Here is a 14,287-nt window from a genome sequence, read left to right on the forward strand (position 1 = left end):
CGGACGGGGATTCCGGACCTTACGGTTTGAAATCCCCGTCCGCCATTGCCTTTATGGAGGAGGCATACTCCGAGGGAGTCATGCCTGTGACTTTCTTGAACTGCCGGGAGAAGTAGTGGATGGAGGTGTAGCCCAGCTGCTCGGAGATCTGGGTGAAATTCATCTTGTTTGTCCGGATGAGCTGCTTGGCCGCGTTGACCTTCATGAGAGAAAAGTACTCGATGATGCCAAGACCGCTCTGCTCCCGGAAAATCTTCTGGAGCTGGGAGCGGCCGATGAGATTTTCACGGCACACCTGCTCGATGGTGACGTGGCCCCCCAGGTGGGCCTCCAGGTAGTCCACCACCCGGTTGAAGAGCTCGATGTCGCTCTTTTTCTTGGTGGCCTTCTGGGGCTGGGGCCGGAGGGCTGATTTCACCAGGGGGATGGGCTGGGAGCAGCGGCGCAGCAGATGGATCAGGAAGTGCTCCAGGTAGAGGCGGATGAGCTGCTCCGCCCCGAACTGCTCTGCCTCCTTCTGGGGCATGTTCTGGAGATAGGGGTCGTCCAGCCGGCAGTCAAAGCAGTGCCGGGCCTCGATGACGATATCCGCCAGGAGGTTGCGCTCCGTCTCGTCCACCTGGAGGACCTTCTCGCGGAAAAAGTCCATGGCCGGGCTGTCGCACTGGAAGGAGATGACCACCAGGTTGGGGGCGCTGTGGCCCGTGGCCTGGACAGTGTGGAACTCCCCGGGCTGGTGGAAGGCCACCTCGCCCCGGTTCAGGATCATCTGTCTGTCTCCCCCGGTGACGGCCACGTCCCCCTTGTCCACGCAGATAAACTCCCAGAAGTCGTGGGACTCCCCGGGAAATTTAAAGTCGCTCATGTATTCAAAATAGTGGATGCTGTACAGCTTTCCCACGGTGATGGAGTCTTTCAGGTCGATCCCAATATAGGGCACGGCGCACTCCCCCTTTCCTGTTTTTAACCTTATGCTTATCATAGCCCAATTTTGCAGAAAAAGCAAAAAGAAAATGCAGATTGTACAAATCAATCACAAAATAGGATAAAGATTTTTTAGTACATTTATACTACAATAAGCGTAGAAATCGAGAACATCAGAAATATTCAGAAAGGATATGAAAGAGATGAAAAAACCAGTATTAGTGATCATGGCGGCAGGAATGGGAAGCCGCTACGGCGGACTCAAGCAGATTGACCCGGTGGACAATGAGGGACACATTATCATGGATTTCTCCATGTACGACGCGAAGAGAGCCGGATTTGAGAAGGTGATCTTCATTATAAAGAAGGAGATCGAGAAGGACTTCAAGGAGTCTGTGGGCAACCGCATGAGCCAGATCATGGAGGTGGAGTACGCCTACCAGGATCTCCACAATATCCCGGAGGGCTTTGAGGTGCCGGAGGGGAGAGTGAAGCCGTGGGGAACCGCTCACGCTGTCCTCTCTGCCATTGACCTGATCGACGGGCCCTTCGCGGTCATCAACGCGGACGACTACTATGGAAAAGAGGCCTTCCAGGTGATCTACGACTACCTGGCCACCCACGAGGACGATGAGAAATACCGCTACACCATGGTGGGATACCAGCTCGGCAACACAGTGACGGACAACGGCCATGTGGCCAGGGGACTGTGCGACATGAACGCGGCGGGAGAGCTGACAGGCATCCACGAGAGGACACGCATCGAGAAGCGCGACGGCGGCATCGCCTACTCCGAGGATGGCGGGGAGACATGGGTATCCGTGCCCGCGGACACAACCGTCTCCATGAATATGTGGGGATTTACAAGGAGCATCCTGGAGGAGATCCGCAAGGGCTTTCCGGCCTTCCTGGAGGAGGGGCTGAAGACCAACCCCATGAAGTGCGAGTACTTCCTTCCCTCTGTGGTCAGTGACCTGATCGGACAGGACAAGGCCACCGTGGCTGTGCTCCACTCCGCTGACAAATGGTACGGCGTCACCTACAAGGAGGACAAGCCGGTAGTCATGGCCGCCATCCAGAAGCTGAAGGACGAGGGCGTGTACCCCCAGCATCTGTGGGAGCAGAGGTAAAAAGTACACAAGAAAATCCGCAATATTTTTATAGTTTCAGCCACTATTATTATAGAAATTGCGGGCTGTCCAAACTATAATTACAGTAGATACAGGAAAACAGATCCAAAAAGGAGGAGACCATCATGACGATTTTAATCACAGGAGGAGCCGGCTACATCGGAAGCCACACGGCTCTGGAGCTGCTGAACGAGGGATATGACGTGGTTGTATACGACAATCTGTGCAATTCTTCCAAGGAGTCCATCAAGAGAGTGGAGGAGCTGACGGGCAAGAAGATCCGTTTTTACGAGGGGGATGTGCAGGACGAGGAAGCGCTCCTTGAGATGTTCAAGATACAGAAGATCGACGCGGTCATTCACTGCGCGGCCCTGAAGGCTGTGGGCGAGTCCGTGCAGAAGCCTCTGGAGTACTACCAGAACAATATCGCCGGCACGCTGACACTCCTGAAGGTGATGCGTGAGGTTGGCGTGAAGAACATTGTGTTCAGCTCTTCCGCTACGGTATACGGAAGTCCGGAGGAGATGCCCATCACAGAGGAGTGCCCCAAGGGACAGTGCACCAATCCTTACGGCTGGACAAAATCCATGATGGAGCAGATCATGTCGGATGTACAGAAGGCGGATCCCTCCTGGAACGTGATTCTCCTGCGCTACTTCAACCCGGTGGGAGCTCACAAGAGCGGCCGCATCGGTGAGGATCCGAAGGGCATCCCCAACAACCTGATGCCCTACATCTCACAGGTGGCAGTGGGCAAGCTGGAGAAGCTGGGCGTGTTCGGAGACGACTACGACACACCGGACGGAACCGGAGTGAGAGACTACATCCACGTAGTGGATCTGGCCATCGGACACGTGAAGGCCATCAACTACATCTTTACCAACCCGGGACTGGATGTCATCAATCTGGGAACCGGACAGGGCTACTCCGTCCTGGATATGGTGAAGGCCTTCTCCAAGGCCTGCGGCAAGGAGATCCCCTATGAGATCAAGCCCCGCCGGGCGGGAGATATCGCTATGTGCTACGCAGATCCATCCAAGGCGGCCAGAGTGCTCGGCTGGAAGGCCGAGAGAGGGCTGGACGAGATGTGCGAGGACACATGGAGATGGCAGTCACAGAACCCCAACGGATACGAGAAATAAGCTGAAAAGGACAGGACATAAGACACAGCAGGACACACAGGCAGGGACGCGGGCCGTCAGAAGGCTCCTCCCTGCCTTTTCTCTTTTCTTTTCCGCGGAAAAGTGCTATAATACGGTGAGCAGCTTTTTAGTTTTTTCGAGGGAACGAATATGAAGAAGAAAGCAAAACAAAATGTGCGCCTGAAGGGACAGCTGAAGCTCTATATGCAGTGGCCGGCGTTCATGACGATCCTGCTGATCGCCATGAATGTGTGGATCTACCGCCTGGACAGGAAGGCGGGGCTTCTCATGCTGATCTTTGTCCTGATTTACATTGTGATCGTGGGGGTTATGTATTTCTACAACAAGTCCCTTGTCATGAAGGATCTGGTGGACTTTGCGGCGCAGTACGGCATCATACAGAATACGCTTCTGAAAAAGCTGGCAGTGCCCTACGCTCTCCTGCTGGAGGATGGCCGTCTCATGTGGATGAACGACCAGTTCCGGGAGATACTGGGCAGCAAGCTGAAGGGGGAGGCGGTGCTGAGCAGGTATATACCTGAGCTGAACCGGAGCATTTTCCCCAAGGAAGAGGATCAGATCGTGGAGATGGAGGTCTACTACCACGATAAGGAGTACCGGGCGGAGCTGCGCAAGGTGTCCGTGGAGGGGTTCAGCGACTCCGAGCGGCTGCTGGACATGCCGGAGGAGAAGGAGTATTTTATCGCCGTCTATCTGTCCGACGTGACCGAGCTGAACACCGCGCTGCGGCAGAATGAGGAGCAGCGCCTCGTGGCGGGGCTCATCTACATCGACAACTACGACGAGATGATCGACAGCGTGGAGGAGGTGCGCCAGAGTCTTCTGGTGGCTCTCATCGACAGGAAGATCAACCAGTATATCGCGCGTCTGGACGGTATTGTCAAGAAGATGGAGACAGATAAATATTTTATCGTCATGAAAAAATCCTGTTTCAAGGAGCTGGAGGCGGACCGCTTCTCCCTCCTCGAGGACGTGAAGGCCATCAACATCGGCAACAGTATCCCGGCCACCCTGAGCATCGGCCTGGGACTGAGCAAGAACGCCTACGTGCAGAGCTACACCTACGCCCGGGCGGCTATCGACCTGGCCCTTGCCAGGGGCGGCGACCAGGCGGTCATCAAGGACTGCAACGGCATTACCTACTACGGCGGCAAGAGGGAGCAGACCTCCAAGAACACCCGGGTGAAGGCAAGGGTGAAGGCGGAGGCTCTCCGGGAGTTCATCACCGTGAACGACACGATCCTTGTCATGGGGCACAGGATGACGGACATGGACTCCTTCGGGGCGGCCATCGGCATCTACCGGGCTGCCGCGGCGCTGGAGAAAAAGGCACACATTGTCATCAACGACGTGTCGGCCACCATCCGGCCCCTGTATGAGGAGTTTGTGGAGCATCCCTCCTACCCGGAGGATATGTTTGTCACCTCCGGGGAGGCCAAGGAGATGATCGATGACACCTCCATGGTCATTGTGGTGGATACCAACCGGCCGGGCATGACAGAGTGTCCCGAGCTTCTGGGCATGACCCGCACCATCGTGGTCTTCGACCACCACAGGCAGAGCAGCGACAATATTGACAATGCCCTGCTGTCCTATATCGAGCCCTACGCCTCCTCGGCCTGCGAGATGGTGTCCGAGGTGCTCCAGTATATTACGGACGATGTGAAGATCCCCGCCGTGGAGGCCAACAGCCTGTACGCGGGCATTGTCATCGATACAAACAACTTTATGAACAAGACCGGCGTGCGCACCTTTGAGGCGGCCGCCTTCCTGCGCCGCTGCGGAGCGGACATTCCCTTTGTCCGGAAGATGCTGCGGGACGACATGAAGTCCTACCAGGCCAAGGCCGGCATCATCAGCAGCGCGGAGGTCTACAGAGACAGATTTGCCATCGCCAGGGGAGAGAATCTCCATATAGAGAGCCCCACCATCATCGGCGCCCAGGCGGCCAACGAGCTTCTGGACATCGACGGCATCAAGGCCACCTTTGTGCTGACGGTCTACAACGGAAGGATCTACGTCAGCGCCAGGTCCATTGATGAGGTCAATGTGCAGGTGATCATGGAGAAGCTGGGAGGAGGCGGACATATGAACGCGTCCGGAGCCCAGTTTGACCACACCAACATGGACGAGGCGGTGACATCCCTCAAGAGGGTCATTGACCAGATGATAGAAAAAGGAGATTTATAAATGAAAGTTATTTTACTGCAGGACGTAAAATCCCTTGGAAAAAAGGGAGACATCGTGGAAGTCAACGACGGATACGCAAGAAACTTTCTTCTGAAGACAAAGAAGGGAGTGGAGGCAAACAATAAAAATATGAACGACCTGAAGCTTCACAAGGCCAACCAGGACAAGATCGCCCAGGAGCAGCTGGAGGCTGCAAAGGAGCTGGGAAAGAAGCTGGGAGAGAGCAAGGTGACTGTCTCCATCAAGACAGGAGAGGGCGGCAGGGCCTTCGGTTCCGTGTCTTCCAAGGAGATCGCGGCGGCCGCCCAGGAGCAGCTGGGGCTGGACATTGACAAGAAGAAGGTTCAGCTAAAGGAGCAGCTGAAATCCCTGGGGACCTTCCATGTGCCCGTAAAGCTTCACCCGAAGGTAACTGCAGAGCTTACAGTAATCGTTGTGGAGGAGGCATAGGAAGATGCCGGATATGGAGGAAGCCCTCATCAAGCGTGTCCCGCCCCACAGTATAGAGGCGGAGCAGTCGGTAGTCGGCGCCATGCTGATGGACAAGGATGCCATCATGACCGCTTCCGAGATCATCAGCGGCAGTGATTTTTACCAGACCTCATACGGAGTCATCTTTGACTCCATGACAGAGCTTTTCAACGAAGGCAAGCCGGTGGATCTGATCACCCTGCAGGAGCGGCTGAAGGAGAAAAATGTGCCGGAGGAGATCTCCAGCCTGGAGTTTGTCCGCGAGCTGGTAGCCGCTGTGCCCACATCCGCCAATGTGAAATACTACGCGGAGATCGTGTTTGAGAAATCCATGCTCAGAAAGCTCATCAAGGTGAACGATGAGATTTCTAATGCCTGCTACGCGGGCAGCGAGCCTATGGAGGCCGTCCTTGAGACGGCGGAGAAAAATATTTTCGAGCTGGCCCAGAAGCGGGGCACCGGAGACTATGTGCCCATCAAGGAAGTGGTGCTGAACGCCCTGGAGAAGATCGAGAAGGCGTCCAAGACAAAGGGGACTGTGACCGGTATCCCCACCGGGTTCCTGGATCTGGATTACAAGCTGTCCGGCCTGCAGCCCTCGGACTTCATCCTTGTGGCGGCCAGGCCCTCCATGGGAAAGACGGCCTTTGTCCTGAACATCGCCCAGCACGCCGCCTTCAAGAGCGGCAAGACGGTGGCCATCTTCAGTCTGGAGATGTCAAAGGAGCAGCTTGTGAACCGTCTCTTCTCCCTGGAGTCCCAGGTGGACTCCCAGTCCCTGCGTACAGGAAATCTGAAGGATGACGACTGGGAGAAGCTCATAGAGAGCGCCGGGATCATCGGAAAATCCCACCTGATCATAGACGATACGCCGGGTATCTCCATCTCGGAGCTCCGGTCCAAGTGCCGCAAGTTCAAGCTGGAGCAGGGACTGGACCTCATCATCATCGACTACCTGCAGCTCATGAGCGGCCGGGTAGGAGGACGCTCTGAGTCGAGACAGCAGGAGATCTCGGACATTTCCCGATCCCTGAAAGGCGTGGCAAGGGAGCTGAATGTCCCTGTCATCTCCCTGTCGCAGCTGAGCCGTGCGGTGGAGCAGCGCCCCGACCACAGGCCCATGCTCTCGGATCTGCGTGAGTCCGGAGCCATCGAGCAGGATGCGGACGTGGTCATGTTCATTTACCGGGACGATTATTACAACAAAGATACAGAGACCCCCAACCAGGCGGAGATCATTATCGCAAAACAAAGAAACGGCCCCATAGGGACCGTTCACCTGGCATGGCTGCCGGACTACACAAAGTTTGCGAACCTAACCTGGAAGGAATAGGCGTTTTAACCGCTGGGCCGCTCCCTGGTGGCTGGCAGTCTCTTTTCGGAAGGACTGCTGCTGCCGGATGAGCTGGTCCAGCTTTTTAAACTGTTCCTCCTCCTGCCGCTCCTTTGCGTCCAGGAGGAAGGACATTTCTTTCGTGATCATGGCCGCAAGCACTTCGTTGTTGTTCTCCAGCATGCGTTTGATGCGGAGCTGCTCCCTTGTCCGCTTCATATCGGGAATGAGAGCCTTCAGCTCGTCAAAGGGAACACCCTGCTCGTACAGTTCTTTGATGCAGTTATACAGCTTTGTGTCTTCTTTTGTTGCGCTGCTTAAAGTGTTCAGTGCATTTCCCATATTCATACCCCCTTTACACATAAGAGAGTATAGCATGTACCAAGTGGGCAAGACTGTCAAAACAGGTCGGCATCGTGTACGAAAATACGGCAAAAAAACGGACCACCTGCACTTTTTGCAGACAGTCCGCCTTTTTGCTATGTTCATATGCCGTATGTGGAAAAATCCCAATCAGGATTAGCCCTGAGAGATAGCTCCTGTAGGACACTGAGCTGCGCAAGCACCGCAGTCTACACAAGCGTCCGGATCGATCTCGTAGTGATCAGCTCCCTGAGAGATAGCTCCTACTGGACATTCAGCTTCGCAAGCGCCGCAGCTTACACATTCATCACTAATTACATGTGCCATGATATCTTCCTCCTTTGACTGTTGTCAGTTGTTTATACATATAATAATACAAAAGCTTCAAATATACAAGACTTAGTGATGTTCTAAATTTAGCACAAGAGATTGAGTATCATCCTCAATTTTCTCTGGCCCTTTTGTAGGCTTTAAGGATGATCTGCCGGGCCGCTGCTGCCTCTTCCTTTGTGGCCTCCCGGGTCCCCTCCAGGGGATAGGGGAGGCCTAAACTGTCATATTTTGCCCTTCCCATCGTATGGTAGGGGAGGACGTCCAGGGCCCGCACGTTGTGGAGGGAGGCCATGAAGGTGCCCAGCTCCTCCAGGTATTCACGATAGAGGGTGATGCCCGGCACCACCACGTGGCGGATCCACACAGGGACACCCTGCTCATCCAGATACCTGGCAAAGGAGAGGATCTGCCGGTTGGTGTGGCCTGTCAGCTTCCGGTGCCTCTCGTCGGACATGTGCTTGATGTCCAGCAGCACCAGGTCGGTCAGGGGAAGGAGCTCCCCCAGCTGTGCCATAAAGCGCTCGCTGTGGGGGTTGAACATGATCCCGGAGGTGTCCACACAGGTGTGGATGCCGCTGCGCTTCAGATCCCGGAACAGCTCCGTGAGGAAAGCCATCTGCATCATGGGTTCCCCGCCTGTCACAGTGACGCCCCCGTTCCGGTAGAAGGGGAGGTTGGAATAAAATCCTTCCAGCACCTCATGGACGCTCATGAGTTCCCCCTTCCCGTACTCCCAGGTGTCCGGATTGTGGCAGTACTGACACCGCATGGGACAGCCCTGGAGGAAGACCACGTACCGTATGCCCGGCCCGTCTACGGTGCCGCAGCTCTCGATGGAGTGGATCCAGCCCTTACATTCCCTCGTGGAAGGTACGGGAGATGACATCGTCCTGCTGTTCCTTTGTCAGTTTGTTGAAGTTGACCGCATATCCGGACACGCGGACTGTGAGCTGGGGGTATTTCTCCGGGTGCTTCTGGGCGTCCAGAAGGGTCTCCCGGGTGAATACGTTCACGTTCAGGTGGTGTCCCCCCTGCTCCACATATCCGTCCAACATTGCTACAAGATTGTCTACCTGCTGCTGATTTACTGCCATAATGATATTCTCCTTTCACGTCTTACTTTTAATGCTCTGCTGTTTATTCTCTGTCACTATTCTCTGTCGATGCTCTCCTCGATATTGGGGATGCTGCACGCCATGTTGGCGCACTCGTCCTCCAGCCTGTCCACATCCAGGTCGCCTGCGAAGATGCGGTCATCTTTGCCAAGAGCCCCCGGGATGATGGAGAAGGTGTTGGAGATGCCGTCCTGGGCGTGGCGGAAGGGGATCTTCGCCACAGAGGCCAGGGACGCCAGGGCGCCGTGGGTATCCCGCCTGTGCATGGGGTTGGCTCCAGGAGCCAGAGGCTCGCCCTGTTTCCTTCCGTCCGGTGTGTTTCCGGTCTTCTTGCCGTACACCACGTTGGAGGTGATAGTCAGGATGGACATGGTGGGGATGGAGTGGCGGTAGGTATGGTGCTTGCGGATCTTGTCCATAAAGGTCCGGACGATCTCCACGGCGATCTCATCCACTCTGTCATCGTTGTTTCCGTATTTGGGGAAATCTCCCTCCACCTGGTAGTCCACCACGAGGCCGTCCTCATCCCGGACAGGCTTCACCTTCGCGTACCTGATTGCGGACAGGGAGTCGGCTACAACAGAAAGGCCGGCGATGCCGGTGGCAAAGTAGCGCTTCACCTCCCTGTCGTGGAGGGCCATCTGGAGCTTCTCGTAGCAGTACTTGTCGTGCATGTAGTGGATGACATTGAGGGTATTGACATAGAGCTCCGCCAGCCACTCCATCATATCGTCAAATTTCTGCATCACATCATCGTACTCCAGGTACTCCGTGTCCACCGGGCGATACCTCGGTCCCACCTGCACCTTCATGCGCTCATCCATGCCGCCGTTGATGGCGTAGAGCAGGCACTTGGCCAGATTGGCCCGGGCGCCGAAGAACTGCATCTCCTTTCCCACCCGCATGGAGGACACGCAGCAGGCGATGGCGTAGTCGTCGCCATGTGTAGCCCTCATCAGGTCGTCGTTCTCGTACTGGATGGAGGAGGTCTTGATGGACATTTTCGCGCAGTACTCCTTGAAGGCCCTGGGAAGTCTTGTGGACCACAGGACAGTCAGGTTGGGCTCCGGCGCTGTCCCTAAGTTGTCCAGGGTGTGGAGGTAGCGGAAGGATGTCCTTGTCACAAGCGGGCGTCCGTCTATGCCCACGCCTCCGATGGACTCTGTCACCCAGGTTGGATCCCCGGAGAAGAGGGAATTGTACTCCGGCGTGCGGGCGAATTTTACAAGCCGCAGCTTCATGATAAAGTGGTCAATGTACTCCTGGGCCTGCTCCTCTGTGATGAGGCCTCTGTCCAGATCCCTCTGGATGTAGATGTCCAGGAAGGTGGAGGTGCGGCCAAGACTCATAGCGGCGCCGTTCTGCTCCTTGACGGCCGCAAGATAGCCGAAGTAGAGCCACTGGATGGCCTCCTTCGCGTTTCTGGCCGGCCTGCTGATGTCAAAGCCGTAAATGTCTCCCAGCTCCTTTAACTCGCCCAGAGCCCGGATCTGCTCGGCCAGCTCCTCCCGCAGACGGATGTTGTCGCCGGTCATGCGGACAAGGGATGTGGCCAGCTGCTGCTTTTTGTCCTCGATGAGCCAGTCTGTCCCGTAGAGGGCCACCCGGCGGTAGTCTCCGATGATGCGGCCTCTGCCGTAGGCGTCCGGAAGACCGGTGATAATGGCGGATTTTCTGGCAAGGCGCATTTCCGGTGTATACACGTCAAAGACGCCCTGGTTGTGTGTCTTTCTGTATTTGGTAAAGATCTCCACCACCTCCGGATCCACCTCGTAGCCGTTCTCGCGGCAGGCGTTCTGGGCCATGCGGATGCCGCCGAAGGGCTGCAGGGAGCGCTTGAAGGGTTTGTCCGTCTGAAAGCCCACGATCTGCTCCAGGTTCTTGTCCAGGTAGCCCGGTCCGTGGGAGGTGATGCCGGAGACGATCCTGGTGTCCATGTCAAGGACGCCGCCTGCCTCCCGCTCCTTCGCGGACAGATCCAAGACCTGGTCCCAGAGCTTTTTCGTGGCGTCCGTGGGGCCCGCCAGGAAGGACTCGTCTCCCTCGTAGGGTGCGTAGTTGTTCTGAATAAAGTCCCGCACATTTACGGAGGTGCGGTTCCATCTGCCCGGGCGGAAGCCGTCCCAGCTCTCCGCGATCCAATGTTTTTCCATATAGGTTCCTCCTCTGAAATATGTGAATATAAGATCATAAAATAAATAGTTGAACAGCTGTTGTGGCACTATTATATGAGAATGACTATCATTTAGTCAATAGATAGATTGTATTTATTTGTATACAGTATACAAATATGATAAAAATTATACATCTTGCAAATTTAAGAAATTTTTCAACATTTTTTTGATATTTTGGTGTATAGTGTTTGTAGTCAAAATTTCAATGATGTGGAGTGTAGAGAAAATGAAAAGGTTATGGAGAGCTTCGGCGCTCCTGGCCGGCGCGGCCATCGCGCTGGCAGGGTGCAGTCAGACAAGGATCAATGACGGGGAGGAGCAGACCACTACCGTCAACAGAACCGAGGAGAAGGTGGACGAGGAGAAGGTCCGCCTTGATGCTCTGGACCCTTCCGCCTACGGCAATGTGGAGGGGCTGAATCTGGAAGCAGGCACGTATCTATCCATTATCGGAAAGGCCTCCGGCGGAGATTTCTGGGACGATGTGAAGGAGGGGGCCCAGAAGGCGGTCTCCGATATCAACGACGCGCTGGGCTACAAGGGGGAGGACCGGGTGCGCATGGTGTACAGCGGCCCCTCCGAGTCGGGGGATGTGGATGAGCAGGTGAACATTCTGGACGAGGAGCTGGCCAGATATCCCCAGGCGGTTGGTATCGCCATCATAGACTCCCAGTCCGGGGACGTGCAGTTTGACCTGGCGGCGGAGAACGGCATATCTGTGGTGACCTACGACTCTCTTAGCAACTATCAGAACGTGATGGCCAAGATCAGCACGGACAACACCGCCGCGGCGGCAGAGGCGGCGGATCACCTGGCGGAAATCCTGGGAGAGAGCGGGGAGATCCTTATATTTGCACACGACTCCCGCTCCGTGACCACCCAGCAGAGAGTGGATGGCTTTACCCAGAAGCTGGCGGCGGACCACCCGGAGATCAAAGTGGGAACTACCTACTATCTGGATGAGCTGGAGGATCTGAAGAAGACCATCGCGGACGAGATCAACGCGGGAACCTACGCGAAGGAGGGGCAGGAGGCCGCTCCCATAGAGGACGAGGAGAGCCAGCTCACCGCGGAGGATATTTCCGACGAGGAGGCTATGGATTATATCTTTGAGAAAAACCCCGATGTCACGGCCATCTACGGCACAAGCGGGGAGGCTGTTATGGATGCTGTGGAGAACACCCAGCGGCTGGAGAAGGAGGACGTGAGCATTGTGGGCTTTGACGCCACAAAGGAGGAGGCTCAGGCCCTGGAGGAGGGGCTGGTGGACGGCCTTGTGGCCCAGAACCCCTACGGCATGGGCTATGCCACAGTGGTGGCCTGCTCAAGGGCCATCCTGGAGCTGGGAAATGAGGCGGAGGTGGACTCCGGCTACACCTGGATCACCGCGGACAACATGGAGGACCCGGAAGTGGCGGCCATGCTGTACTAAGTGGGATGGGATTTTCCGCTCAAGAGAGAGTCTTTATCCTGTGCAGGAAAAGAGAATGACTTTGCGTATAAACAGAAAAAGGAGGGCCACATTTCCGAATAGGATATTCCGGCGGGAGGGGTGAGAGACTGTCATACAGGCTCGAACCCCGGAGCCGGCCTCAAGGGAATGTGGCCCTCCTTTTTCGTGCGTTTTTATAGAAAGCTAATTGCTCTTTTTGGGCAGGGAGAAGATGAACTCCGTCCCCACCCCCTCGGTGCTGATGACGTTGATGTTCTCCCCGTGGGCCTGGATGGCCTCCTTCACGATGGACAGGCCCAGGCCGGTGCCCTTCTTGTCCTTCCCCCTGGAGGCGTCTGTCTTGTAGAAGCGCTCCCAGATCTTGTTCAGGGAGTCCCTGGGGATGCCGATGCCGTAGTCCTTGACAGAGATGTAGACCTTGTCGCCCCGGTCCGTGGTCTCCACCGTGATGCTGGAGTCGGAGTCGCTGAACTTGATGGCATTGTCGATCAGGTTGTAGAGGACCTGCTGGATCTTTTTCCGGTCCGCGTACACGTTCAGGTGGCGGGCGGCCAGAATGAGCTCAATGGAAATCTTCCTCTTTGTGCAGATGCCCTCAAAGGTGGCGGCCGTGTTCTTGATGACCTCGTGTATGTCGAAAACCTCCTTGTTCAGGAGGATGTCCTTTGTGTCAAACTCGTTCAGCGTCAGCAGATCCTGGGTCAGGTCCGTCAGCCGCTCTGTCTCAAAGAGGATGATGTTCAGGTATTTCTGCTGCATTTCCGGAGGGATGGTCCCGTCTGCCATGGCCTCCACATAGCCCTTGATGGAGGTGAGAGGGGAGCGGAAATCGTGGGATACATTTGCCACGAACTTTTTCTGGTAGTCCTCCATGTCCCGCAGCTGCGCGGACATATAGTTCAGGGAGGCGGACAGATACCCCATCTCGTCCTGGGTGGTCACCGGGATCTCGTACTCCAGGTTGCCGGAGGCGTACTGGGTGGCAGCCTCCGTTATTTTGCGCAGAGGCCGGTACACGAGAAACTGGAAGGCCAGCAGCACGATGAAGGAGAGAAGATAAATGATGATCACCGTGGCGTAGACAGAGCGCATCAGGGTGTCCCTGAAATCCGTCAGGTCAGAGACCTCCTTGTGGATCAGCAGGTAGCCCTTTGTGGAAAAGCCCTGGATCACCGGGGCGCTGACTGTGAGTACATCCTCCTCAAAATAGCCGTGGTAGTTTCCCTCCTGATATGTGGCGCTGCCGCTGGCGGCGGGATCAAAGCCCCGGATCTGGGCCGGGGCGGTGGGGTAGCTGTCAGGGCGGGAGGAGACCAGCACATTGCCCTCCCGGTCCACCAGCCAGACGGCGGCCTTTGCGTAGGCGGAAATGCCGTTCAGCTGCATCTTTACGTCAGAGCCTGTGAGCAGATCGCTGAAGTACCCCGGCAGGTAGTCGTTGGCCATGGCAGTGGCCTGGGCGTAGAGCCGGTCCGCCTCCGAGGACTTGAGGCCGCTGTAGGTCAGCCCCGAGGCCAGGGTGGCGGCGGTGAAAAGGCTCAGGAACCCGAGAATGATGTAGACGATGATAAATTTCAGATACAGCGTGCTGTTCAGAGGAAGATTATTCTTTTTTGCTTTTTTTCGTCTGAAAAACAT

General features: G+C 55.9%; 13 protein-coding genes. 6 read left to right on the forward strand and 7 right to left on the reverse strand.

Going from position 1 to position 14,287, the window contains the following annotated elements; translation table 11 throughout:
- Positions 1 to 19: 19 nt before the first annotated feature.
- On the reverse strand, positions 20 to 940 hold the full coding sequence (locus tag NI21_RS0110755) for a helix-turn-helix domain-containing protein (RefSeq protein ID WP_033126263.1): 921 nt from the start codon (positions 938 to 940) through the stop codon (positions 20 to 22).
- Positions 941 to 1,127: 187 nt separating this feature from the next.
- Between NI21_RS0110755 and NI21_RS0110760 the strand changes: the two genes are divergently transcribed.
- The 5 genes from NI21_RS0110760 to dnaB all read left to right on the forward strand — a co-directional run bounded on the left by NI21_RS0110760 (position 1,128) and on the right by dnaB (position 7,211).
- Positions 1,128 to 2,054, forward strand: coding sequence for a sugar phosphate nucleotidyltransferase (locus NI21_RS0110760; protein WP_033126222.1), 927 nt, complete (start codon positions 1,128 to 1,130; stop codon positions 2,052 to 2,054).
- A 125-nt stretch (positions 2,055 to 2,179) separates the two neighbouring features.
- Positions 2,180 to 3,196, forward strand: a complete 1,017-nt coding sequence (gene galE, locus NI21_RS0110765) for a UDP-glucose 4-epimerase GalE (RefSeq protein WP_033126223.1) — start codon at positions 2,180 to 2,182, stop codon at positions 3,194 to 3,196.
- A 150-nt stretch (positions 3,197 to 3,346) separates the two neighbouring features.
- A complete protein-coding gene (locus NI21_RS0110770) occupies positions 3,347 to 5,407 on the forward strand; it encodes a DHH family phosphoesterase (RefSeq protein ID WP_033126224.1) in 2,061 nt (686 codons plus the stop codon).
- Complete coding sequence (gene rplI, locus NI21_RS0110775) at positions 5,408 to 5,857, forward strand: 50S ribosomal protein L9 (RefSeq protein ID WP_033126225.1); 450 nt, start codon at positions 5,408 to 5,410, stop codon at positions 5,855 to 5,857.
- A 13-nt stretch (positions 5,858 to 5,870) separates the two neighbouring features.
- Positions 5,871 to 7,211 (forward strand): replicative DNA helicase, encoded by a 1,341-nt coding sequence (gene dnaB / locus NI21_RS0110780; RefSeq protein ID WP_033126264.1) that lies wholly within the window; start codon positions 5,871 to 5,873, stop codon positions 7,209 to 7,211.
- Here dnaB and NI21_RS0110785 read toward each other — a convergent pair.
- From NI21_RS0110785 to pflB, 5 genes are all read right to left on the reverse strand, one after another.
- On the reverse strand, positions 7,194 to 7,553 hold the full coding sequence (locus tag NI21_RS0110785) for a hypothetical protein (protein ID WP_033126226.1): 360 nt from the start codon (positions 7,551 to 7,553) through the stop codon (positions 7,194 to 7,196). The two genes, dnaB and NI21_RS0110785, sit on opposite strands and share 18 nt — an antisense overlap.
- Positions 7,554 to 7,730: 177 nt before the next feature.
- On the reverse strand, positions 7,731 to 7,901 hold the full coding sequence (locus NI21_RS16465) for a DUF362 domain-containing protein (protein ID WP_081958046.1): 171 nt from the start codon (positions 7,899 to 7,901) through the stop codon (positions 7,731 to 7,733).
- A gap of 115 nt (positions 7,902 to 8,016) precedes the next feature.
- Positions 8,017 to 8,793 (reverse strand): pyruvate formate-lyase-activating protein, encoded by a 777-nt coding sequence (gene pflA, locus NI21_RS0110790; RefSeq protein ID WP_033126227.1) that lies wholly within the window; start codon positions 8,791 to 8,793, stop codon positions 8,017 to 8,019.
- Positions 8,759 to 9,001: an autonomous glycyl radical cofactor GrcA3 gene (grcA3, locus tag NI21_RS0110795; protein ID WP_033126228.1), complete on the reverse strand. Its 243-nt coding sequence runs from the start codon at positions 8,999 to 9,001 to the stop codon at positions 8,759 to 8,761. Before grcA3 ends, pflA begins: the two co-directional genes overlap by 35 nt.
- Positions 9,002 to 9,057: 56 nt before the next feature.
- A complete protein-coding gene (gene pflB / locus NI21_RS0110800) occupies positions 9,058 to 11,175 on the reverse strand; it encodes a formate C-acetyltransferase (protein WP_033126229.1) in 2,118 nt (705 codons plus the stop codon).
- Between the two features lie 247 nt (positions 11,176 to 11,422).
- On the opposite strand from pflB, the gene NI21_RS0110805 reads away from it, so the two are divergent.
- Positions 11,423 to 12,628 (forward strand): substrate-binding domain-containing protein, encoded by a 1,206-nt coding sequence (locus NI21_RS0110805; protein WP_033126230.1) that lies wholly within the window; start codon positions 11,423 to 11,425, stop codon positions 12,626 to 12,628.
- A 204-nt stretch (positions 12,629 to 12,832) separates the two neighbouring features.
- Here NI21_RS0110805 and NI21_RS0110810 read toward each other — a convergent pair whose 3' ends face one another.
- Entirely contained in the window at positions 12,833 to 14,287 is a 1,455-nt protein-coding gene (locus NI21_RS0110810; RefSeq protein ID WP_369792799.1) for an ATP-binding protein, read from the reverse strand.

It is taken from the genome of Eubacterium sp. ER2 (assembly GCF_000765215.1).
Lineage (GTDB): Bacteria > Bacillota > Clostridia > Lachnospirales > Lachnospiraceae > Claveliimonas > Claveliimonas intestinigallinarum.